General features: G+C 66.6%; 6 protein-coding genes (1 of these 6 only partly in view). 1 reads left to right on the top strand and 5 read right to left on the bottom strand.

Going from position 1 to position 25351, the window contains the following annotated elements; translation table 11 throughout:
* Window positions 1–262: 262 nt before the first annotated feature.
* Window positions 263–1054, bottom strand: coding sequence for a histidinol-phosphatase (hisN, locus tag IAE36_RS14215; RefSeq protein WP_028634048.1), 792 nt, complete (start codon window positions 1052–1054; stop codon window positions 263–265).
* A gap of 216 nt (window positions 1055–1270) precedes the next feature.
* Between hisN and IAE36_RS14210 the strand changes: the two genes are divergently transcribed.
* Window positions 1271–1903, top strand: coding sequence for a helix-turn-helix transcriptional regulator (locus IAE36_RS14210; RefSeq protein ID WP_201213033.1), 633 nt, complete (start codon window positions 1271–1273; stop codon window positions 1901–1903).
* A 14-nt stretch (window positions 1904–1917) separates the two neighbouring features.
* Here the strand turns inward: IAE36_RS14210 and IAE36_RS14205 are convergent, their stop codons facing one another.
* The 4 genes in view from IAE36_RS14205 to IAE36_RS14190 are tightly spaced (at most 26 nt apart) and all read right to left on the bottom strand, a layout consistent with a single transcriptional unit that may run on beyond the window.
* Complete coding sequence (locus tag IAE36_RS14205) at window positions 1918–3924, bottom strand: MacB family efflux pump subunit (RefSeq protein WP_201213032.1); 2007 nt, start codon at window positions 3922–3924, stop codon at window positions 1918–1920.
* A gap of 2 nt (window positions 3925–3926) precedes the next feature.
* Entirely contained in the window at window positions 3927–5084 is a 1158-nt protein-coding gene (gene macA, locus IAE36_RS14200; RefSeq protein ID WP_201213031.1) for a macrolide transporter subunit MacA, read from the bottom strand.
* 26 nt (window positions 5085–5110) lie between these two features.
* Window positions 5111–16426 (bottom strand): non-ribosomal peptide synthetase, encoded by an 11316-nt coding sequence (locus tag IAE36_RS14195; RefSeq protein ID WP_201213030.1) that lies wholly within the window; start codon window positions 16424–16426, stop codon window positions 5111–5113.
* Window positions 16423–25351, bottom strand: the end of a protein-coding gene (locus IAE36_RS14190) for a non-ribosomal peptide synthase/polyketide synthase (protein WP_201213028.1). Its footprint extends 13409 nt past the window's final position; the window shows 8929 of its 22338 coding nt (coding positions 13410–22338); its start codon lies off the right edge, out of view; the stop codon is at window positions 16423–16425. Before IAE36_RS14190 ends, IAE36_RS14195 begins: the two co-directional genes overlap by 4 nt.

Here is a 25351-nt window from a genome sequence, read left to right as displayed (position 1 = left end):
TTTTAATCAACTCATCCGTACTGCGCTACCGCGCGGGCAGTGACTCAATAAACAAACTACACTCACTGTGGGAGCGGGTTTACCCGCGAAGCAGACAGCGCGGTGTATAGCACCGGCTTTGCCGGTGTTCGCGGCTGAAGCCGCTCCCACAACGTGGATTGTGCCAGCATTCGGATTTTGTGGAAGACAGTTACTCCCACAAGGATTGCGCCAACTTGGACATTGTGGAAAACACAAGAAGCGATGTCCAATATGTCACCGCTTACATCGCGTGACGAAGCATCTCCACCACCTGCGCATGCAATGCCGGATCGCCGCAAGCGACCACGCAGCCGCCCTGTTGTGCGCTGCTGCCATCCCAGGCGGTGATGACGCCGCCTGCACCTTCGATGATGGGCATCAGCGCCTGGACGTCGTAGGGCTGCAAGCTGGCTTCCACAATCACGTCGACGAAGCCCGAAGCCAGCATGCAGTAGGCGTAGCAATCGCCGCCATAGCGCATCAGCCGCGCCTGCCCGGCGACGGATTCGAATGCAGCCTTGCGGGCGGCGCTATCGAACATGTCAGGGGTGGTGCACATCAGCGTGGCCTGGGCCAGGCTGTCGCAGGCGCGGGTGGCCAGGCGCTTTTCGCCGCTCCAGGCGCCGTCGGGCGTGCCGATGAAGCGTTCACCCGTGAACGGCTGGTTCATCACCCCCACCACCGGGCGCTTGCCATCGTTCAGGGCGATCAGTGTGCCCCATAGCGGCAGGCCAGTGATGAAGGCGCGGGTGCCATCGATGGGGTCGAGCACCCAGGTCAGCGGGCTGCTGCCCACCGCTACACCCGCCTCTTCGCCCAGAATGCCGTGGGTGGGGTAGCGCTCCTGGATCAAGGCACGCATGGCGTCTTCAGCGGCCTTGTCGGCCACGGTCACCGGGTCGTACAGGCGCCCGCCCTTGTCCTCGACCGCCAGGCTTGCGCGGAAGTAGGGTTGAATCGCGTCAGCAGCGGCGTCGGCCAGCTGTTCGGCGAAAGCACGGAATTCGCCAATCTGTTCAGCACACAGGGACATGCAGGAGGGCCTCGTGACAGGTGGAAGGCCCGCATCATACCCCACCCGCCCTTCATCGGCATGGGGCGCAACAGTGCCATCATTGTGGCATTATCGGGCTAGATTTACCCTCAGGCAGTTCGTTGTACTAGGATACCTATCAGGCCCCGCCGCACGCCCAGGATTCGGGCAGGCACCCGCGCGGGGCAGGCTTGTTCCGGACTCATGGACGACACGATGAATACCCACTCGATCTACCCGCAAATCGGCAAAGTCATTGCCAGTACCGGCAGCCGCCATTTCCCACGCCTGTTGCACGACCTCATCCAGGCCCACCTGTGCATCGATGCCACACAAATCCGCCAGTTGCCGCTCACACCCTGTGAAGGCGCAGGCCTCAGCGAAACCGTGTATTCATCAGCCACCCAGCCCGAGGCCGGCTTCGACGACCCCTCACGCCTGCACCGGATCCGCGGCAGCGGGCCAGCCAGGCTGGAAATCCATGTGCTGCGGGCAGGCTCCACCTATGGTTTCTCCGCATTCGAGCGCAGCCGCCTGGACGCTATCTCCCCGCTGTTGCTGCCCATGCTCGAAAAACATATCCATGCGCTGCAGCCAGCGCCGGGGCGTTCCACCCCCGAAAGCCTGGAGCAACGCTTCATCGACCGCCTGGCCCAGACCGGCCTGAAACTGTCGGAGCGCGAGCGCCAGGTGTGCCTCGGCCTGCTGGCCGGGCGCACTGCCCCCGAGCAGGCCGAGCAGTTGGGCCTGCGGGCCAACACCGTGGAGAGCTACCTGCGCAGGGCAGCCATCAAGCTGGGCATTGGCGGGCGCCACTCGCTGATGCGCTGGATGTACGCCCAGCCTTGAGCCACCGGCGGCCCTTAGTCCCGCGCCAGGGCCTCGATCGGGTCCAGGCGCGCGGCATTGCGCGCCGGCACGAAGCCGAACACCACGCCGATCAACGTCGAGCAGGCGAAGGCCATGATGATCGAGCCGGGGGAGAACACCATTTCCCACTGTTTGACGAACAGCTCGAACAAGTACCCCACGCCATACGACAACCCGACCCCTATCACACCACCCAGCAGGCACACCATCACGGCCTCCACCAGAAACTGCTGGCGAATGTCCACCTGACGCGCCCCCACAGCCATGCGAATACCGATCTCACGGGTGCGCTCAGTGACTGAAACCAGCATGATGTTCATCACCCCGATACCGCCCACCACCAGCGAGATCACGGCAATCAGCGACAACAGCAGGGTGAGCGAGCGGCTGGTCTTCTGCACCGTCTGCATGATGCTGTCCAGGTTGTTGGTGAAGAAGTCCTTGGTGCCATGGCGCTGCAGCAACACCCGGCTCACCTCCTCTTCCACCCGCTTGCTGGGTACCCCTTCACGCACACGCACGCTGATGCTGTCCAGGTGCCGCTGCCCCAGCACCCGGCCGGCAGCGGTTTCGTAGGGCACCCAGATGTTCAGCTGGTTGCTGGCCACGAACAGGTTCTTGTTGCGCGCCGTTACGCCAATTACCGTGCACGGCAGGTTACCCACCAGAATCACCTGCCCCAGTGGGTCGACGTTGGGGCCGAACAGCCGCTCGCGGGTGTTGTGGTCGATGACCACTACCTGGGCCTGGCGCCGCGCGTCATCGGCGCTGAACACGATACCAGCCGCCAGCGGGATGTTGCGTACCTGGAAGTAGTGCTCGCTGACCCCGTTCAGTTGCACGTCCACGTCCAGGTTGCGGTAGCGCACCAACGTGCCCTGGCCAATTACCGGTGTGGCGCTGTCAACGTAGTACAGCGCGTTCAGCGCCGCCACGTCGGCCGGTACCAGGGTTTCGATGTTGCGCGCGCGGCTGTCGCCAAAGTTGCTGCCTGAATAGACATCGATGGTATTGCTGCCAATGGCCTGGATGTCCTTGAGCACATAGCCCTTGGCCCCCTCGCCGATGGCTGAAATGGACACTACCGAGGTAATGCCGATGATGATGCCAAGCATGGTCAGCAGCGTCCGCATGCGGTGGGAAACCAACGCCAGCCAGGCCATCTTGAACGCTTCGCGGAACATGCCGAGACTGGCCAACAGCCGCCGCGCGCCTTGTACGCCAGGGTGCGCCGTACCTGGCGCTGCCAGCGCAGGCGGCGCGGCGTGTTTGTACCGGTCACTGACAATCTGCCCGTCGCTGACCTCGATGATGCGCTGGGCATGGGCAGCCACCTGCGGGTCGTGAGTCACCAGAATTACCGTATGGCCAGCGCCATGCAGCTCCAGCAGGATGTTCATCACCTCCTTGCCACTGGCGGTGTCCAACGCACCGGTAGGCTCGTCGGCCAGAATCACCTGCCCGCCGTTCATCAGTGCCCTGCAGATGCTCACCCGCTGCTGCTGGCCCCCCGACAATTGGCTAGGGCGATGGCGCAGGTGCTCGCCCAGCCCCAGGCGCGTCAGCAGGTCACGCGCCCGGGCATGGCGTTGGTCCAGGGGCAAGCCGGCGTATACGGCTGGGATTTCGACGTTGTGCAGGGCATCCAGGTGTGGCAGCAGGTGATAGCGCTGGAAGATGAACCCGAAGTGGTCGCGGCGCAGTGCCGCCAGGGCATCGGGGCCCAGCGCACGGGTTTCCTGGCCACCTACCCGGTAACTGCCGGTGGTGGCGTTGTCCAGGCAGCCGAGAATGTTCATCAGCGTCGACTTGCCGGAGCCCGAGGCGCCGATGATCGCCACCAGCTCGCCCCGCTGAATCTGCAAATCGATGCCCTTGAGCGCGAGAAACGCGCGGTCGCCTGCCTGAAAGCTGCGCGTCACCCCCTGTAGACGCAGCAGCGGTTCATCGCACGCGTGGGTAGCGGCCAGGTGCGGGCTGGGTTGCACGTTCATGTTCATGCTCAAGCCCCCGCGTCGCCGGTGACAGGTTCGCCGATCACTACCCGGTCACCCTCCTGCAGCCCTTGGCTGATCTGCACCCGCACGTTGTTGTTGATGCCGGCCTGCACCACGCGCTGTTGCGCAAAACCCTTGCCATCGAGCACCCGCACCGGGTAGCTGCCATCGGCGTTGCGCACCCCCAGCGCCGCCACCGGCACGGTCAGTACCTGCTCGGCGGTGTCGAGCACGATGTGCACCTGGGCGGTCATGGCGATGCGCAGCCGGTGGTCGGGGTTGGGCACTTCGAACAGCGCGTTGTAGAACACCGCACCGCTGGGCTTGCCGCCGGCGGCGTCGGCCTTGTCGGTGCTCTGGGCGTAATGCTGCGGTGCCGGCTCGGTGCCACGCAGCTTGGCGTGGTAGCGTTTGTCTTCGCCCAAAATGGTGAAGTACACGGCCTGCCCCGGGCTGATATGGATCACGTCTGCCTCCGACACCTGCGCCTTGACGGTCATGGTGTCGAGGTTGGCCAGCTTGAGCAGCACCGGTGCCAGCTGGTTGGCGATCACCGTTTGCCCTTGCTGGGTGACGATGGCCACCACATGGCCGGTGATGGGCGCGTTGATACGCGTATAGCCAAGGTTGACCCGGGCGGTGTCGATTTCCACCCGGGCGCTCTGGATCTGCGCGTCGAGCGAGCGCACGGCCGCCTGCTGCACTTCGTACTCTGCTTCGGCGTTGTCGAAATCCTGGCGGGAGATCGACTGGTCCGCCTGCAGCTCCCGGTAGCGCTCGTACACCCGCCGCGCCTGCTTCAGCTGGGCCAGCGCCGAGCGCCGTTGCGCCTGCAGTTTGTCCTCGTCCACCTCGGCCTGGCGCAGGGTATTGCGCAGTACCAGCGGGTCGATTTCGGCCAACCACTGCCCCGCACTGACCTTGTCGCCCAGTTTTACCTTCAGCGACTTCAACTGCCCCGATACCTGCGCCCCTACATCCACCTGCTCGATCCCCTCCAGCACCCCGGTCGCCAGCACAGCGTTTTCAATGTCGCCGCGCTCCACCTGGGCGGTGATGTACTGCGGTGGCTTGGCCGGGGCCTGCACGGCATACAAGCCCAGCCCTGCCACCAGGGCAACGGCCACGCCGATGCCCCACTTGCGCACTGTCTTCTTTTCCATGAACACGCGTTTTCCTCTGTCTCGGGCTATTGGGCCAAGCGGGCCGGTTGGCGGGCCTGGCCGTCGTGCCACCAGGCTGCCAGGCTGAACACATCCGGCACTTTCAAAATGCTGAAGTGGTCCCCTGGCGCCTTCCATGACGCCAGTTGTGGCATCAACGCCAGCCACTGGGCCTGCATCTGCTCGTGCTCGTGGGCATTGCCGACGGCATCCAGGCCAGGGTCGTCCACCAGCACCAGGCGCGCCGGGCCGGTGTAGGCAAGCCCTGGCCGGTAGACCGTGCGCAGCGCGGTAGCGAAGGTGCGCACCGTGCCCTGCAGCACCTGCGCCGTGGTGCGTGGCGGCAGTAGCCCGCACTGCACCATGGCCCCGTGTAGCAGTTGCAGTTGCTGGCCGTCACTGGCCTGGGCAAACGTGTTCGCGTCGATGGCCAGCGCTTTGCCGGTGGACAGCTTCAAGGCCTCGATCAACCGCTCCAGCGCCTGGGTGAAGGTGTAGGGCTGGCCACAGGTACCCCCGCCACCCGGCCCCTCGCTGTCGATCAGGGTCAGTGATTGCACCGCGCGGCCCTTGGCTTCGAAGCGGGCAGCCATGGCGTGGGCCACCCAGCCGCCAAACGAGTGCCCCACCAGGTTCAGTGGCCCCCGGGGGTACACGGCGTCGATAGCCTGCACATGCCAGTCAGCGGCAGCCTCTACCGTGCTGTGCGGTACTGCTGCGCCATCCAGCCCCCGTGCCTGCAAGCCGTGCAGCGGCCACTGCGGCCCCAGCGCCTCGGCAAGGCCGATGAAGCTGGTAACGCTGTCACCCGCCCCAGGCACGCAGAACAACGGTGCATGCCCTGGCTCGCCGGCCTGGATGGCAACCGGTGCTGCCGGGCCAGGCGCCGGTATTGGCAGGCAACCGGCTATCGCCTCACTCAACGCCTGCCCCACCGTCGCCACATGGGGGGCCTGCATCAGCGTGCGATGGTCACCTGGTACGTCCACAACCACCAGTTGCTGGCCTGGCAACGTTTCACGCCACCCCAGGGACGGGTGTTCCTCCCCGCCCTCCCTGGCACGCAGCAGATACACCGGAACATCGACAGGCGCAGGGCGGTAGTGGGCCAGCGCGCGGCCGTGGGCGAGTTCGCGGCTGAAGTAGTGGCGCAGCTGCCCGTCGCTCATGCTCGCCCACAGGCCGTACAGCAACCCGTGCTCGCGGCAGTGGGCCAGCAATGTGGCGAAATCAGCCTGCTCATGGTCCAGGCGCTGCAACAATGCCCGTTTGCCGACCCCGGCCTGGCCTTGGGTTTCCCAATAGGCCGTGCAGTTGAGTAACAGCTGCCGCTCCAGCGCACGGGGCCCATCCCAACGCGCTTTGCCCTGGTCGGCCAGGCGCGGCACATAGGTGTCGATCAACCCCACAAACGCCACCGTTTCATCGGCGCCCCGCAACTGGTTGGCCATCTCGAACGCCAGCACACCCCCGAACGACCACCCCGCCAACCGATACGGGCCATGGGGCTGCACCGTACGCAGCTGCTGTATGTGGTAACGCGCCAGGCACTCCAGCGTGCTCGGTTGCGGCTGGTCGGCGGGGACGCCAGGCAAGCCGTAGAGGGCAAACTCACCTGCCAGGTGCTGGCCCAGCACCGGGAAGTAGAAGTCCAGCCCGGAGAATTCGTGCACCAGGAACAGTGGCGCCTCGGTGCTGCCTGGGCGCACGGTAATGACGGCCGGCGCTCGCGCTGTCGGCTCGCCGGCGTGCGCGGCGAGCAAGGCCACGCTTGGCCGCTGGAACACGTCGTTCAGGGTCACCGGCATACCCGCCTTGCCCATGCGGTCCACCAGGCGGATAGCCGCCAGGGAATGCCCGCCCAGCTCGAAGAAATCATCATGTCGCCCTACCTGCGCTACCCCCAGCAATTCCCCCCAGATGGCAGCCAGCAGGCGTTCGGCGTCCCCCTCTGGCGCTACATAAGAACGGTGCGCCTGTGTCTGTGGCACGGGCAGCGCCTTGCGGTCGAGCTTGCCATTGGGGCTCAGTGGCAGCGCGGGCAGGTGAACGAACTGCGCAGGCAGCATGAAGGCAGGCAGCTGGCTGCCCAGGGCACCGCGCATATCCTCGGACGTGTAGGCGTCCCCGGTGAAATACGCCAGCAGTTGCCCCTCCCGTGCAACCACCACCGCTTCGTTGACCCCGTCAAGCGCGGTCAGGCAGGCCTGAATCTCACCCAGCTCGATGCGCAACCCATGGATTTTCACTTGGTCGTCGTTGCGGCCCAGGTACTCCAGGTTGCCGTCCGGCAGGTGCCTGGCGAGGTCGCCGGTGCGGTAAAGGCGTGCATCCGGTGCTGTGCTGAAAGGGTCTTCAACAAAGCGCTCGGCAGTGAGCGCTGCACGGTTCAGGTAGCCACGGGCCACCTGCACGCCGCCAATGTACAGTTCCCCGGCAACGCCCTGGGGTACTGGCTGACGCTGTTCGTCCAGCACATACAGGGCGGTGTTGGCGATGGGTTTGCCGATGGGCGTGTTGTCCGGGGTGGTCGTGCAGTGCCAGGCACTGACGTCAACCGCCGCTTCAGTGGGCCCATAGAGGTTGTGCAGCGCCACCCCAGGCAGTTGCGCCTTGAAGCGCCGCACCAGGCTGCCCGGCAGTGCCTCGCCGCTGCAGATTACCCGTTTCAACCCTTTCGGCGCCCATTGCCCGTCGGTGGCAGACAGGAACACGTCCAGCATCGAAGGCACGAAGTGCAAGGTGCTGACACCCTGCGCCTGAATGACCTGCCGCAAGTACTGAGGGTCGCGATGGCCACCGGGCTTAGCCATCAGCAGCCGTGCACCCGCCTGCAGCGGCCACAGCAGCTCCCATACCGAAACATCGAAGCTGAACGGGGTCTTTTGCAGGACGACGTCATCGCGCCCTAAACCGTAGGCGTCCTGCATCCACAGCAGGCGGTTGACCACGCCGGCATGCTCGTTCATCACCCCCTTGGGCAGGCCGGTGGAGCCTGAGGTGTAGATCACATAGGCCAGGTGCCGGGGCGTGAGGGCAGCCACGTGCGGGTTGCTGTCTGGCAGCGCAGCCCAGCAAGGGGCGTCGAGGTCCAGGCGTTGCGTGTGCTGCAGCACATGCCGGGTGGCAGCGTGCACCAACACGGCCACAGGCGCGCTGTCGATCAGCATATGGGCAATGCGCTCAGCCGGGTATTCGGGGTCTACGGGTACATAGGCGCCGCCAGCCTTGAGAATGCCCAGCACCCCCACCACCATCGCCAGGCTGCGTTCCACACAAATGGCAACCCGGTCATCCGGCTTCACCCCCACGCCGAGCAGATGGTGGGCCAGGCGGTTGGCCTGCTGGTTGAGCTGCGCATAGGTCAGTTCGCCATCCGGCGCGCTTACGGCTACCGCCTCTGACGTACGCTGTACCTGCGCCTCGATCAGCCCGTGCAGGGTTTGCGCCAGGTCATAGGCCACCGCCGTGTCGTTGAAGGTGTGCAGCAGGCACTCGCGCTCGGCTGCGCCAGGCAGCGCTACATGCCCCGGGACCACATCGTCGCCAGCAGCGAAGCTGCGCAGTATCTGCTGGAAATACCCGGCAAAACGCTCGATGGTCGCCCGGTCAAACAAGGCTGTGGCATAGACGATGCCACCCGCAAACCCCTCAGCGCCCTCGCCCAGGCTAAGGCTCAGGTCGAACTTGGCCACCTGGGCCTGGCCACCCAGGGCGCAGACCTTCAGATCGCCCATGCGCAAGGCCTGGTGGCCGGCGCTAGCATCCCAGTCCAGCGACACCTGGTACACGGGGGTATAGGCCAGGCTGCGGGCTGGGCGCAGCACTTCCACCACCTGCTCGAACGGCAGGTCCTGGTGGGCCTGGGCCTGCAGCAGCGTGGCCTTGGCCCGGGCCAGCAGCGTTGCCACATCCGGCTCGCCGGACAGGTCCAGGCGCAGTGCCAGGGAATTCACGAACATGCCCACCAGGCCTTGGATCTGCGGGTGCTGCCGATTGGCCACGGGCGAGCCAATGACCACTTCCTGCTGCCCTGCCAGCCGCCCGAGCAGCAGCCCCCAGGCCGCGGTGAACAACATGTACGGCGTCAGGCCATGGCGCCTGCACACGGCTTTCAGCGCCTCGCTCAAGTCTGCAGCGATGTGGATTTCATGGCTATCGCCTGCAGCGTGCTGGCGTTCTGGCCGTGGCCGGTCATAGGGCAGGCTGATGAGTGCGGGCGCGCCTGCCAATTGGCTACGCCAGTAGTCTGCCTGGCGCTGCAGCAAGGGCCCGCTTGCCCATTGGCGCTGCCACAAGGCGTAGTCGAGGTATTGCACGGGCAGCGCGGGCAGCGGGTCGTCACAGTCATTGGCAAACGCCTGATACAGGTCGCCCAGCTCCCCCAGCATCACCCCCAGCGACCAACCATCGGCGACCAGGTGATGCACCACCAACAGCAGCACATGGCAGTCCGCTCCGCGGTTTACCACTGCGGCGCGGATGGGCAATTCACGATCCAGGGCGAAGGGTTTTACCGCTTCTTCATGCAGCCAGGCTTCGAACGCGCTTTCATCTTGCTGCGTGAGGTCATGCCAGCTCGGGACCAGCGGATCGTGGGAAATTTTAACGTACGGTTCACCGTCAGGCGCCATGAACTGGCTGCGCAGGCTCTCGTGACGCTCTACCAAGCGCGCCAGGCTGCGTGCGAGCGCCTGTTTGTTCAGGTGCCCGTTGAGCTGCAGCGCGACGGGAATGTGGTAAGCCGCGCTGTCGGCGTCCATGCGTGCCAGGAACCACAGGCGCTGTTGGGCGAGCGACAGCGGCAGTTGGCCTTCCCTGGGCAACGGTTCGATGGGCGGCAGGGCATCACGCTCTGGGTGCAGGCAAGCCGCAACTGCCATGAGCCGATCATCCGCGAACAGGTCCGCCAGCTGCAGTTCGCAGCCAAGGGTCTGGCGCACCTGCGCCAGCATGCGCATGGCCAGCAAGGAGTGGCCGCCCAGCTCGAAGAAGCGGTCCTGACGGCCCACAGCCGCCACCCCCAGCAGCTGTGCCCACAGCAGTGCCATGGCGTGCTCCTGCTCACCCTCAGGCGCCTCGAACGCTGCCATGGCGATGTCCTGTGCAGTGGGCGCTGGCAGCTTGGCGCGGTCGACCTTGCCGTTATTGGTCAGCGGCATGCGCTCCAGGGCCACAAACGCCGAAGGCACCATGTAGTCAGGCAAGTGGTTGCGCAGGTATTCCCGCAGCGCGGCTGCATCCACTTCGGCGGCCCTGCGGGTGTACCACGCCACCAGTTGCTGTGGCCCCTGCGCCTGGGTGACGGCCATGACCAGCACCTCGCCAACACCTGGCGCCTGGGCCAGTTGCTGCTGGATCTCGCCGGGCTCGATACGGAAACCACGAATCTTCACCTGGTCGTCGGTGCGGCCCAGGCATTCCAGTTCACCGTCGGCGCGCCAGCGCACCAAGTCACCCGTGCGGTACAGCCGGGCGCCAGGGTGCTGGCTGAAGGGGTCGTCGATGAAGCGTTCGGCCGTAAGCGCTGCGCTGTTCAGGTAGCCCAGTGCCACGCCATCACCGCCGATATAAAGCTCACCCACGACCCCCTGCGGCACCAGCTGCTGCCGGGCATCCAGTACATACACTTGGGTATTGCCGATTGGCCGGCCAATGGGCACTTGGGTGGCATGCGCCGGCACCTCGCGCACCTCGCAGGTGCTGGCGAAGGTGGTGGTTTCGGTAGGGCCATAGCCGTTGAACAGGCGCAGCCCAGGGGCCCTGGCCAGCAGAGCGCGAAACGCTGCTGGCTCGGCCCGCTCGCCACCGGTAAGCAGGGCTCGCAGGCCTGATAGCGCGTCCGGTATCTGCTGTACGTATTGGTTGAACAGCGCCGTGGTCAGGAACAGTACGCTGACGCCCTGCTGCGCGAGGGCCGCGGCGAAGCGGTCAGGGTCGAGCAGTGTGGCGTGCTCGATGACCCGCAGCTGCGCACCATTGAGCAGCGCCCCCCAGGTTTCCAGGGTACTGGCATCGAACGCAGGGTTGGAGGCGAATGCAATGTGGTCACTGCCCAGCAGTTCGAGGTAGCCGTTGTTCAACACCAGCCGTGCGATGCCGCGGTGCGGCACGCACACACCCTTGGGTTTGCCTGTGGTGCCGGAGGTGTACATCACATAGGCGGCACTGCCGGCATCCTGCGCCAGGTCGGGGTTATGCGAGGGCTGGTCATCGAGCCTGAGGGCGTCCAGCGCCAGGCGTGCCACCCGGTGCTCGCCCCCCATGCCGGCCAAGGTCAACAGGGCGACTGCCTGGCAATCGTCCAGCATGAATGCCTGACGATCTGCGGGCGCATGCAGGTCCAGCGGCACGTAGCAGGCCGCGCACTTGAGTACCGCCAGCTGCGCCACCAGCAAGTCCAGCGAGCGTGGCAGCAGCATGGCCACCCGATCCTGGGGGCTCACTCCGCTGGCCAGCAGGTGATGGGCCAGGCGGTTGGCACGGGCGTTCAATTCGCCGTAGGTCAGGGCCTGGGGCCCCTCCACCGCGGCCACTGCCTGCGGGTGCAGCGCTGCACGCTGCTCGAACAGCCGGTGCACAGGCGCATCACGGGGGTAGGCATGGGCGGTCTGGTTGCAGGTGTGCAGCAAGGCATGGCGTTCGGCATCGTCCAGCAGGTCTACCTGGCCGAGGGGCTGCTGGTCGTCGTCAGCCATGGCCCACAGCAACCGCTCGAAGTAGCCTAGGTAGCGCTGTACGGTGGCCTCGTCAAACAGTGCTGTGGCGTAGTCAAGGCTGCCGGCCAGGTGCTCCCCTTGTTCGCCGAGGTTAAGCGTGAGGTCGAACTTGGCCACGGCGGCGGCCTGGCTCACTGCCTGCAGCTGTACACCTTGCAGGTTCAGCACCACTGCTTCGGTGGCCTGCCAGTTCAGGGTGGTCTGGAACAGCGGTGTATGTGCCAGGCTGCGTACCGGCCGCACGGCTTCTACCACCTGCTCGAACGGCAGGTCCTGGTGCGCCTGGGCCTGAAGCACCCTGCCCCGCACCTGTTGCAGCAACCCTTGGGTGGTTGACGCGATGCCAGGCTCGATACGCAAGGCCAGGGTATTGACGAACAGACCCATCAGCGGCTCGAGTTCGGCACGGCCGCGCCCTGCCACCGGGCAGCCGACCACCACGTCGGCCTGGCCAGCCAGGCGTGCAAGCAACGCCGCCCAGGCCCCCAGTACGGTCATGTACAGGGTTGCACCGTGGCGGTTGGCCAGGGTGCGCAGGGCGGCGGTCAGCCGGGGTGGCAGCAACACCGGCAGGCTGGCCCCGGTATAGTCCTGGCGCTCCGGGCGGGGCCGGTCGCTGGGCAGGCTGAGCAGCGCCGGGGCACCCTCCAGCGCCTGCCGCCAGTAGTCGGCCTGGCGCTGCAACCGCTCACCCGCCAGCCAGCGGCGTTGCCATACCGCGTAGTCGGTGTACTGGATGGGCAGTGCGGGCAGTGCCCCGCTCGCCCCCTTGCAAAACTGCCCATAGAGCACGCTCAGCTCCTGCGTCAACACACCCAGCGACCAACCGTCTGCAACGATGTGGTGGACCGTGAGTGCCAGCACCTGGTGCTCACTGCCCAGGCGCAGCAGGTGAGCGCGCATCAGTGGCCCGCTGGCCAGGTCGAATGGCGCAGCGGCCAAGGCCTGCAGACGCTCGGCCAGCGCTTCGGCAGGGAGGTCTTCACACTGCAGCCAGCCGTGCGTGGGGGTGGCGGCGATCAGCACTTCGGCGCTGTCTTCAGTCGCCACGAACTGGCTGCGCAGTACCTGATGACGCTCAAGGATTGCCAGCAGCGCGCCTTCCAGTGCATCACTATTGAGTGCACCACACAGCCTGAGTGCCAGTGGCACGTTGTAGGCCTGGCTGCCCCCTTCCATTTGCGCCAGGAACCACATGCGTTGCTGGGCGAACGACATGGGCAACGGCTGTGCGCCAGTCATGGGCAGAATCGCCGGCAGGTCGCTGGCTGCCGCATCTTCCAGCAACCTGGCGACCGCGGCCAGCTGCGGGTTGGCAAACAGCCCTGCCAGGGTCAGCTCCACACCCAGGCGCACGCGCACCTGTGAAACCATGCGCATGGCCAGCAGCGAATGCCCGCCCAGGCGGAAGAAGTCGTCCTGGCGGCCAACCTCGTCGACTTGCAGCAGTTGCTGCCAGATCTGCGCCAGGGCCTGTTCCAGCTCACCCACCGGTGCCTGATGGCACCCCTGCACCATTGCCGCCCGGTCAGGCGCCGGCAGCGCCCGGCGGTCCAGCTTGCCGTTGGCGGTCAGCGGCAGCGCCGCCAGCTCGACGAAGGCCACCGGGATCATGTATTCGGGTAAGTGGGCCTGCAACTGCGTGCGCAGGCCTTCACCTGCCAGCGGTTGCACATCCGCCGTGGCGGTGTAGTACGCCACCAGCTGCGGATGCCCGGGCTGATCTTCGCGGGCCACCACCACCGCTTCGGCAATGCCGGCCAAGGCGGCCAGGCGGCTCTCGATCTCGCCGGGTTCGATGCGCAGGCCGCGCAGTTTGATCTGGTCGTCATTGCGCCCCAGGTAGTCCAGGGTGCCGTCGGTGTTCCAGCGCACCAGGTCGCCGGTGCGGTACATGCGCCCGCCACCCGGTGCCACGAACGGGTCTTCGAGAAAACGCTCAGCCGTAAGCGCTGGCCTGTGCAGGTAACCACGCGCCACACCGGCCCCGCCGATGAACAGTTCGCCGGGCACCCCCAGGGGCACTGGCTGCAAACGGCTGTCGAGCACGTACAGCCGGGCATTGTCCACTGGCTTGCCAATGTGCAGGTGGCCACCGGCCTGCACTGCGCCGGAGCTGGCCACCACCGTGGTCTCAGTGGGGCCGTAGTTGTTCACCACGGTAAAACGCTGAGTGCGGTTGAACTGGCGCAGCCGGTCACCGCCGATCAGCAGCGTGCGCAAGGTCGGGTGCTCCAGCTGGTGGCTGAAGGCGTACTCCGCTACTGGGGTGGGCAAGAAGCTTACATCCAGCGGCTGCGCCTGCCACCAGGCGAGCACGGCGTCGAGGTCGTCGTTGCCTTCAGAGGTGGGTGCCAGGTGCAGCGTGGCCCCGGCGCACAGGGCCGGCCACACTTCCCAGGCCATGGCATCGAAGCCAAAGCCGGCCAGGCTCGAGGTGTGTCGCCCTTGGCACAGGTCGAAGGCGCGGCAATGCCAGTCCACCAGGTTGTTCACCGCCTGGTGCTCCACCATCACCCCTTTCGGTTGGCCGGTAGAGCCTGAGGTGTAGATCACATAGGCCAGGTGCCCCGGGCCAAGGCTCGGTACATGGGGGTTGTCTTGCCGCACCGGCCAACCCGGCTGGTCCAGTACCAGCACCGGCAGGTCTGCAGGCCCGACCCTGGGCAGCAGCACCTGCTGGGTCAGCACCGCCACCGGTGCGCAGTCCTCCAGCAGGTAGCGCACGCGCTCGTCAGGGTGGGCAGGGTCGATGGGTACATACCCTGCCCCTGCCTTGAGCACCGCCAGCAGGCCCACCAAGGTATCCAGCCCGCGGCGTGCCAGCACCGCGACGCGGTCATCGGGCTGCACACCCAGCGCCAGCAGATGGTGCGCCAAGGCGTTGGCCTGTTGGTTCAGCACGGCATACGAGAGTTGTTGCTGACCGCTGACGGCGGCCACTGCATGCGGAAAACGCTCGGCCTGCTGTTCGATGCGCTGATGCAAGGTGAAGGGCTGCGGGTAACCGGCGCTGCACGCGTTGAACCCGTCCAGCAACAGTTCACGCTCGTCAGCCGGCAGCATCGGCAGGCTGTGGGCCGCTACTTCTGGCCCGTTCAGCAGGCTTTCCAGGGTGTGTTGCAGGTAGGCGCACACCCGTTCCCCTGGGATTTGCGCCGCCGCCAACAGGGTCAGGCGAAAGCCCGCCCCCAGGTCATCGATGCTCAGGGTCAAGGGGTAGTTGGTGGCCTCGATCGACTCCACCACATCGATGCCAGCGAGTGCTGCACGCCGGGGCTGGGTGGCGTCGACGGCGCTGTGCCGGTAATTGAGCAAGGCGTTGAACAGCGGCGCGGGCGCAGCCACCTGGCTGCAGCGCTGTGCCAGCGCCAGCGGCGCATGCTCATGGCGCATCAGTGCTGTCAGGCGCTTGTGGGTAGCGTGGACGGCGCTTTGCGCGCTGCCTGCGTCCAGGTCGACGCGCAGCGGCAAGGTGTTGATGAAGATGCCCAATGCTCTGTCGGTGGCCTCAGCCCCCAGCAGGCGGCCCATCATCACCGTGCCGAACACCACCTGGTCGCGGCCTGTAAGCCCACCCAGCACCCGGCCCCAGGCCAGGTGGAACAGGCTGGCCACACTCACCCCCTGGGCCCGCGCCTGGTTGCGCAGGCCCAGGCAGAGCGGCGGCGGCAAATCAAGCTGATGCTCGACGTGCGGCGGGCCTTCACCTTGCAGTTCCAGCAGGCCGTAAGCGAGGGTGGGCTGGTCGATATCACCCAGCATGTCGCGGAAGAATGCCTCGTGCTGCGCCTCGGTCACCCCCAGCACCGCCTGGGCCACGTAGTTGCGGAACGGGACCGGCGTGCCAAGGTGCGCCTGCTCGCCGGTGAGAAAGGCGATCAGTTCCTGGCGCACCACATCCAAGGCGCTGTGATCCAGCGCAATATGGTGGAACTGCAACGTGGCGGTCAGGCTGCCATCTGCCTGCGGGGCCTCGCGCAACAGGCGGATCAACGGCGCCTGGGTCAGGTCGAAGCTGTCGTATTCGGGGGCATTGCCAGCCCGCGTCAACACGGCAAGCTCGGCATGCCGCCACACCACCTGCAACGGCGCTGCCAGCCCCTGCCAGTGCACCGAGGTGCGCAGGATGTCGTGCCGGGCGATCACCCCCAGCAACGCCTGGGCGAACGCCTGCAGGCGGGCCTCGCTGGCGAACACGAAGCGCGCCTGCATCACGTAGGGGTCGTGCCCGGTAGCACTGGCGTGATGGAACAGCATGCCTTGCTGCAGCGGCGCGAGTGGGTAGATGTCCTGAACGTTCGCCGCACCGCCGGGGATCTGGGCGACAAGCTCATCGAGGGCCTGCTGGTCGAGCGTCACCAGGTTGAGCATGGCCGGGGTGATGTGCGTGCAGCCTGGCGGGATCAGGTTGGCCGGCGCGTCGACCGGCCCCTGCTTGCTGGCCACGTACTCGCCACGCTCGATCATGCCCAGCAGTGCAGGCTTGTGTGCCCGCAACTGGGCCACCAACGCCGCATCGGTCAATGCCTGGCGGTTGCCCTGCACGGCCAGTTGACCATCCTTGATTGCCAGTTGAACGTTGAGGTCGGCCAGAGTGGCCAGTAATTGATTGATGCTCACAGGACGATCTCCATTCTGTCTGTGATGGCCGCATAGCCTGCCAGTGTCGGGTGGTCGAACAGGGCGCGTACATCGGCCTCCAGGCCGTGTTCACGCAGGCGGGACGTGAGGGTCACGGCCAGCAGCGAGTGGCCGCCCAGTTCGAAGAAGTTGTCGTGGCGCCCTACCCGTTCCACGTCCAGCAATTCGCACCAGAGTGTCGCCAGCAGGGTTTCGGTGTCGCCCTCGGGCGCTTCATAGGGGCGATCAGCCACGGCGCCGGGCTCTGGCAGGGCCTTGCGGTCCAGCTTGCCATTGGGGCTCAGCGGCAATGCCGGCAGGTGCATGAACTGCGCCGGCACCATGAATTCCGGCAAGTGCAGCAGCAAGGCACTACGCAGGTCATCGACCGCTTGCGGCTCACCCGTGTAGTAGGCCGCCAGACGCTGATCGCGGGCGATGACCACCGCTTCATTGACGCCCTCGATGCCGGTCAGCCGCGCCTGGATCTCACCCAGTTCGATACGCAGGCCGCGCAGCTTCACCTGGTCGTCGTTGCGGCCCAGGTACTCCAGGTTGCCATCCGGCAAGTGCCGTGCAAGGTCGCCGGTGCGGTACAGGCGTGCACCGGGTTGCGTGCTGAACGGGTCATTGATGAAGCGCTCAGCGGTGAGTTCCGGCCGGTTCAGGTAGCCCCGGGCCACCTGGACACCGCCGATGTACAGCTCCCCGGCTACGCCGTATGGTACCGGTTGCCGTTGCTCGTCCAGTACGTACAGCGTGGTGTTGGCGATGGGTTGGCCGATTGGGGTGTTATCCGGCGCTGTCACACAGTGCCAGGCGCTGACGTCTACCGCTGCTTCGGTCGGGCCGTACAGGTTGTGCAGTTCCACCTGCGGCAGTTGCGCATGGAACCGACGCACTAGGCTGCCCGGCAGCGCTTCACCGCTGCACACCACGCGTTTCAACCCAGGGGCCTGCCAGCCACCGGCAAGCGCAGACAAGAACACTTCCAGCATCGACGGCACGAAGTGCAGTGTGCTGACGCGCTCCTGTTCGAGGGTGTGTTGCAGGTACTGCGGATCACGATGCCCGCCCGGGCGCGCCATCACCAGCTTGGCACCCGTTTGCAGTGGCCACAGCAATTCCCACACAGACACGTCGAAGCTGAACGGCGTTTTTTGCAGGACGACGTCCTCGGCATCCAGGCCATATGCATCTTGCATCCACAGCAGGCGGTTGACCACGGCGCGGTGTTCGTTCATCACGCCTTTGGGCAAGCCGGTCGAGCCTGAGGTGTAGATCACATAGGCAAGGTGCCGTGGCGTGAGCGCCGGCACGGCGGGGTTGCTGTCGGGCAGCCCGCTGGGCAATGGCTCGTCCAGGTTGATGAGCTGTTCGTGCTGAAGCGCAAGCCGCGTGGCGCGATGTACCAAGACCGCCACCGGGTTGCTGTCGCTGACCATGTGACGGATACGTTCAGCCGGGTAGTCCGGGTCCACCGGTACATACGCGGCGCCTGCCTTCAGAATGCCCAGCAGCCCTACCACCATCGCCAGCCCGCGTTCCACACAGATCACCACCCGGTCATCGGGTTTGACACCAAGGCTGATCAAATGGTGAGCGAGGCGGTTGGCCTGGGCGTTGAGCTGGGCGTACGTCAGCGCACCTTCCTCGGCCTGCACGGCAATGGCCTGGGGTGTGCGTCGCACCTGCGACTCGATCAAACCGTGCAGGGTCTGCTCCAGGTCGTAGCCGACAGCGGTGGCGTTGAAGCCGCCTACCACCAGTTCGTGCTCTGCGGCCTCCAGCACGGGCAAATGCTGCACTGGCAGGCTCGGCGCCTGCTCCAATGCCTCCACCAGTGCCTGCAGTACCTGTTGCATCTGCCCGCAGATCCGCTGGGCGCCCACCTCGGCGGGCGCCGTGGCGGCCAAGCGGAAGCCATCACCCACATCGTCCACGTTCAGGCTCAGTGGGTAGTTGCTACGCTCCTGGCTGTCACGTATGGCCATGCCTGTACTGGCCTGGCGCTGGTCAGCGCTGGCCTGGGTGCTGTGGCGGTAGTTGAGCATGGCGCTGAACAGCGGCAAGGGTGCAGCCACGCCGCTGCAGCGCTGCGCCAGGGCCAACGAGGCATGCTCGTGGGCCAGCAGCTTGCTCAGCCCCTGATGCGCGGCGCGGGCAGCGGCTGCCACCCCCAGATCCGCCAGGTCGACACGCAGCGGCAAGGTGTTGATGAACATGCCCAGGGCCCGTTCAGCACCTTCACCGCCCTGCAGCCTCCCCAGCAGCACGGTGCCGAACACCACGCTGCCCTGCCCGCTGGCGGCGCTCAACAGGCGCGCCCAGCCCAGGTGGAACAGGCTGGCCACGCTGATGCCCGCCTGCCGCGCCTGGGTGCGCAAGCGCTCTGCCAATGCGCGGTCGAGCCATACCTGGGCGTCCTCCAGCGCACGGCCATCGCCGTGCACATCGCCCAGGCCGAACGGCAGGGTCGGTTCGTCGACCGCACCCAGTTGCGCCCGGAAAAACGCCTCGTGCTCGGCCTGGCTGATGCCCAGGCGTGCCTGGGCCACATAGTTGCGATAGGGCACAGAGGGGCGTACGGGTTCGCCATCGCCTTGCAGGAAGCCGATCAACTCCTGGGCGACCACCTCCATGGCCATGTGGTCCATGACGATATGGTGGAACTGCAGGGTAGCCTCCACGGCCTGCTCACCTGCCGCCTGGCTGTACAGCAAGCGCATCAAAGGCGCCTGGCCAAGGTCGAATGCCTGCGGATGCGCCTCGGGCTCGGCCTGCTGCAGTAACCGAGGCAGGCGGGCCTGGCGCAGGACCACCTGCACCGGTTGCGGCAGCCCCTGCCAGAAAATGGCCGTACGCAGCACGTCGTGCCGGGCGATGACCTTGTCCAGCGCTGCCGCGAACCTGTCCAGGTGGGCGCGGCTGTCGAACACGAACCGTGTCTGCAACACATACGGGTCGTGCCCTGCAGCGCTGAGATGGTGGTACAGGATGCCCTCCTGCAGCGGAGCCAGGGGGTAGATGTCCTGCACATTGCCGGCCCCGCCTGGCACCTGGGCAACGATGCGTTCGATGGCCGCCTGCTGCAGTGTTATCAGGGGCAGCATCGCCGGGGTGATCTGCTCGCAGCCTGCGGGGATCAGGTTGGGCGGTACCTCCACGGTGCCAGCCTGGCCAAGGGTGCTGGCCAGCGCGGCGATGGTTGGCTGGCCGAACAGCGTGCGCACATCCACCTGCAGGCCGTCGCGGCGCAAACGTGCCGTCAGGTTTACAGCCAGCAGCGAATGGCCACCCAGTTCGAAGAAGTTGTCATGCCGGCCCACCTGCTCGACACCCAGCAGCTCAGCCCAAACCTGTGCCAGCGCAACCTCCACCGGGCCGCGCGGCGCCTCGTAGGTGCGGCTTGCCAGCTGCGCCAGGTCCGGGGCCGGCAGGGCCTTGCGGTCCAGCTTGCCGTGGCTGGTCAGGGGCAGTGCAGCCATCGGGGTGAAGGCCTGCGGCACCAGGTGTGCGGGCAGGCTCGCCTGCAACGCCTGGCGCAGGGTGGCCACGGCCGCAGACCCGGTGTACCAGGCCAGCAGCCGGTCTTCGCGTACCAGCACCACGGCATTGTCCACGTCAGGCTGTGCGGCCAGTGTGGCCTCGATTTCGCCCAACTCCACGCGCACGCCACGCACCTTCACTTGGTCATCGTTGCGGCCCAGGTAGTCCAGGGTGCCCTCCGGGTTCCAGCGCACCAGGTCGCCCGTGCGGTACATGCGTGCCCCGACCACATCACTGAACGGGTCGGCCAGGAAGCGCTCGGTGCTCAAGGCCTCGCGCTGGAAGTAGCCACGGGCCACACCGGCGCCACCGATGTACAGCTCGCCCACCGCGCCCACCGGCACCAGTTGCCGGTGGGCATCCAGCACGTAGGCCCGGGTATTGGCGATGGGCTTGCCAATATGCAGCGGGCCACCCGCCATCAAGCGCCCGGCCGTCGCGACCACTGTCGTTTCAGTGGGGCCGTAGTTGTTGACCAGCGCAAAGCCAGGGTCGCGCTCGAACTGGCGCAGGCGGTCGCCACCGACCAGCAAGGTGCGCAAGGTCGGGTGCTGACGCTCCCGGCGCAGGGCCTGCTCGGCCACCGGGGTGGGCAGGAAGCTCACCGCCAGCGGTTGCTCCAGCCACCAGTCCAGCAGTTCATCCACGTGCTCGCCCGCAATACACGCCGGCGGCAGGTGCAACGCGGCCCCGGCGCACAACGCAGGCCACACTTCCCAGGCCACGGCGTCGAAGCCAAACCCGGCCACCGTGCTGGTGTGGGTGCCTGCACCCACGGCAAACGCCTCGCAGTGCCAGTGCACCAGGTTGGCCAGGGTCGCGTGCTCCACCATCACGCCTTTGGGCTGCCCGGTAGAGCCGGAGGTGTAGATGACGTAGGCCAGTTGCCCGGCATCCAGGCCGTTTACCTGCGGGTTGTGGTCGGCCATGCCTTGCCAGCGCTCGCAGTCGAGCACCGTGCAGGCCGCGCCGCCCACCCGATCGCGGGTGGTGGAATCCACCAGCACCCGTGCCGGGGCGCTGTCTGCCAGCAGGTAGGCGATGCGTTCGGCCGGGTACGCCGGGTCGACAGGCACGTAGGCCGCGCCGGTTTTCAGAACAGCCAGCAAGGCGATCAGCCGCTGCGGGTTGCGCGGCAGGCACAGGGCGACCCGGTCACCCACCCCTACGCCGCCGTCGATCAAATGATGGGCAAGGCGGTTGGCGCAACGGTTGAGTTCGCCGTAGCTCAGCACCTGGCCATCCTGCACCACGGCAGCCGCTTGCGCGCTGCGCGCTGCCCGGGCTTCGACCAGGGCATGCACGGTGTGCCCGGCAGGGTAAGCCCGGGCGGTGGCGTTGAAGCCTTCGAGTACCTGCTGGCGGGCGCCGGCGTCGAGCACCGGCAACTCGGCTGCCACGCTATCGCCCGGGCGTTGCAAGGCATCCGCCAGGGCACCGAGTGCCTGGTTCATCAACCTGGCAACCTGCGTGGCTTCGATCCCTCGCTGGGCCAACACGCTCAGGCTCAGGCCTTCGCCATGGTCATCGACGCTGAGGGTCAGTGGGTAGTTACTGCGCTCCTCGCCGCCCAGCAGGCGCATGCCTTGCAGCGCACCCGCGGCGTCGCTGTGCACCGGGCTGCTGTGACGGTAGTTGAACAGTGCACTGAACAGCGGCAGCGACGGGGATACACCGCTGCAGCGTTGAGCCAATGCCAGCGATGCATGTTCGTGCATCAGCAGCGCCGACAGCCGCTGGTGGGCCATGCTGACTGCCTGGGCTACCGGCACGGCCAGGTCGATGCGCAGGGGCAAGGTGTTGATGAACACCCCCAGCGCCCGGTCCGCCCCTGCGCCGCCCTGCAACCGGCCCATCAGCACCGTACCGAACACCACATCCGTGCGGTTGGCCAGGGCGCCGAGTACCCGCGCCCAGGCCAGGTGAGCGAGGCTGGCCAGGCTTACCCCAAGGTGCCGGGCCTGTTCGCGCAGGCGCAGGGCCAGTTGCGTGTCGATACCCAGGTGAGCTTCCTCGATGGCATGCCCTTCGCCCTGCACATCGGCCAGGCCGTACGGCAGCGTCGGTTCGTCCAGGTCACCCAGCATGTCGCGGAAGAACACCTCGTGCGCAGCTTCATCTGCGGCCAGCCGCGCCTGGGCCACATAGTTGCGATAGGGCACCGCTGCTGCCAGTTGGTCTGCCCGGCCCGTCAACAGCGCCTGCATCTCGCCGGCGATCACCTCCATGGCTGTGTGGTCCAGGGCCAGGTGGTGGAACTGCAAAATGGCCACCTCGCGCTGGTTGACGGGGTCGGCTGCGTGCACCAGGCGCATCATCGGTGCCTGGGTCAGGTCCAGCCGTTGCCGACGCGCGTCGAAACGTGCTTGCAAGGCGGCCAGCACGCCCTGCTCACCCAGGCCAGAGATGGCGGTCACGTTCATGCGGGCGGTGCGCCACACCACCTGCACCGGCTGGTCCAGCCCTTCGCTGACCACTGCCGTGCGCAGGATGTCATGCCGCTCGATCACAACTTGCAGGGCATCGGCCCAGCGCTGCAGGTGCGCCAGGCTGTCGAACGCCAGGCGGGACTGCAGCAGGTAGGGGTCGCCCTGCTCGGCGCTCAGGTGGTGGAACAGGATGCCCGCCTGCAAGGGTGCCAGGGGGTAGATTTCCTGAACATTCGCCGCCCCACCCGGCACAGTGGCGATGATGCGGTCGATGCTGGCCTGGTCGAGGTCGATCAGGCTGAGCATGGCCGGGGTAATGCTGCAGGCATCGGCGGGCACTGCGTTGGCCGGCACCTGTACCTCGCGGCCTTCGCCAACCGCCGCTGCCAGGGCCGCCAGGGTCGGTTGGGCGAACAGCACGCGCACATCAGCGCTCAAGCCAGCCTGGCGCATGCGCTCGACCAGGGTCACAGCCAGCAGTGAGTGGCCACCCAGCTCGAAGAAGTGGTCGTGGCGCCCCACTTGCTCCACGTTCAGCACCTGGGCCCAGATGCCCGCAAGGGCGGTTTCCACCTCGCCCTGGGGGGCCTCAAACCCACGGCTCACCACGGCATCGCGGCCCGGTAGCGGCAGGCTGCGGCGGTCGAGCTTGCCGTTGGCCGTGAGCGGCAGTGCGTCGAGGTGCACGTAGGCAGCCGGCAGCATGTAGTCGGGCAACTGCGCCTGCAAGCGGGTATGCAGTTCGGCGATGTCAGGTACGGTGGCAGCAGCGGTGAAATACGCCACCAGCCGCTTGCCTCCCGGCGGGTCTTCACGCAGCACCACGGCGACGTCGCGCACACCGTCGCACAGCGCCAGCCGCGCCTCGATCTCACCCAGTTCGATGCGGAACCCACGCAGCTTGATCTGCTGGTCGGCGCGGCCCAGGTAGCGCAAGGTGCCGTCGCCCTGCCAGCTGGCCAGGTCGCCACTGCGGTACATGCGCGCGGCCGGGTTGCTGCTGAAGGGGTCGGCGCTGAAACGCTCGGCGGTGAGCTCGGGTTGGCCCAGGTAGCCCAGGGCCACGCCGTCGCCACCCAAGTACAACTCGCCCACCGCCCCCACCGGCAGCGGTTGCTGGTGGGCATCGAGCACATAGCAGCGGCTGTTGCCGATGGGTTTGCCGATCGGAATGCTGCCGCCATCGACTGCGGTTATGGCGTGGGTGGTGCTGAACGTGGTCGCTTCGGTCGGCCCGTAGCCATTGAGCAAATGTGCCGGGGCGCCGCCTTGCAGCACACGCTGCACCACCTGCGGGTCCAGCACATCGCCGCCCACCATCAGGTAACGCAGTTGGGCAAAGGCTGGCAGCAGGGCATCGGCGAACTGATGGAACAGGCCAGCGGTGAGCCACAGCACGCTGACGGACTGCTCCATGAGTACATCGCGCAACGCCTCGCGCGACAGCACCTGATGCTGGTCCACCACCACAACGGCACCCCCGTTGAGCAGCGGCGCCCACACTTCCAGGGTGCTGGCATCGAACGCCGGGTTGGAGGCGAAGGCCACCCGATCCTGGGCGTTGAAGGTGGCGAAGCCGTTGTTGATCACCAGGCGGGCAATGGCCTGGTGCGTCACCAGCACGCCTTTGGCCGCACCCGTGGAGCCGGAGGTATACATGACATAGGCCGGGTCCTGTGCACTGACGGTGATGCCTGGGGCGTTTGCCGGGTAGCCCGCCAGCGGGCAGCGGTCCAGCTCGACGCGCACGGTGCAGCCCACCTGGGGCTCGCTGGCCAGGGTGAGCAATACCCGGGCGCCGCAGTCGCCGACCATATAGGCCTGGCGCTCGATGGGTGCGTTGTTGTCCAGCGGCACATACACCGCGCCGCAGGTGCTGGCGGCCAGTTGCGCGGCCAGCAGGTCGAACCCGCGTGGCAGCAGCAGGGCCACCGCATCGCCAGGTGCCACACCCAGGCCGATCAGGTGGTGGGCCAACTGGTTGACGTGCTGCTGCAACTGGCCGTAGGTCCACTGCTGTTGGCCGTGAACCACCGCGCAGGCCTCGGGCGCTCGGGCGGCCTGGGCCGCGAACAGCTGATGCACCGGCTGTGTGGCTGGGTAATCGCGGGAGGTGGCGTTGAAGTGCTCCAGCACCTGCTCACGGTCGCTGGCGCACAACTGCCGCAGCTGCCACAGCGGTGTGCCGGGCGCGTGGTGCAGCGCTTCGGCCAATTGCGCCAGGGCAAGGCTGAGCAGGTGGCAGACCTGTGCGCCGTCGACCTGTGGCACGGCCTGTACGGTAAGGGTGAAGCCGTCGCCGGTGTCGTCCACGTTGACCACCAGCGGGTAATTGCTGCGCTCGATGGCCGCGACCTGCTCGATGCCGCGCCAGGCGTCGCTGAGCGCGGCCTTGGGCGCTGCACTGTGGCGGACGTTCAGCAGGCTGGTGAACAGTGCCTGCCCAGGCGCAACACCGCTGCAGCGCTGGGCCAGTGCCAGCGAGGCCTGCTCGTGGGCCAGCAACCGGGCCAGGCGCTGGTGGGTCAGGCGCACGCCGTCGGCCACTGCTGCCCCGCCTGCGCTGACCCGCAGCGGCAAGGTGTTGATGAACATGCCCAGCGCCCGTTCGGCTCCTGCACCGCCTTGCAGGCGGCCCAGCAGCACGGTGCCGAACACCACTTCTTCGCGCCCGCTCAGTTGCGCCAGTACCTGTGCCCAGGCCTGATGCACCAGGCTCGCGACACTGACGCCCAATTGCCGGGCCTGCGCGCGCAGTTGCGCCGACACCTGCGGTTGCAGCGAATGGCGCGTTTCCAGCACCTCGCGGGTACTGGCCAGGGCATCCGTGAGGCCGAACACCACCGTAGGTTCGTCGATATCCCCCAGCAGTTCGCTGAACAGCGCTTCGTCCGCTGCCGCGTCCGCGCCCAACCGTGCGTGGGCAACGTAGTTTCGGTACGGCACG

This window comes from Pseudomonas sp. S36, from assembly GCF_016647875.1.
GTDB classification, from domain to species: domain Bacteria; phylum Pseudomonadota; class Gammaproteobacteria; order Pseudomonadales; family Pseudomonadaceae; genus Aquipseudomonas; species Aquipseudomonas parafulva.
This window is presented reverse-complemented; position numbering and strand designations above follow the sequence as displayed.

What these genes read in the sequence shown, in the direction of transcription:
- hisN (WP_028634048.1), bottom strand. Translation starts at nt 1,054, where the DNA reads ATGTCCCTGTGTGCTGAACAGATTGGCGAATTCCGTGCTTTCGCCGAA.
- IAE36_RS14210 (WP_201213033.1), top strand. Translation starts at nt 1,271, where the DNA reads ATGAATACCCACTCGATCTACCCGCAAATCGGCAAAGTCATTGCCAGT.
- IAE36_RS14205 (WP_201213032.1), bottom strand. Translation starts at nt 3,924, where the DNA reads ATGAACATGAACGTGCAACCCAGCCCGCACCTGGCCGCTACCCACGCG.
- macA (WP_201213031.1), bottom strand. Translation starts at nt 5,084, where the DNA reads ATGGAAAAGAAGACAGTGCGCAAGTGGGGCATCGGCGTGGCCGTTGCC.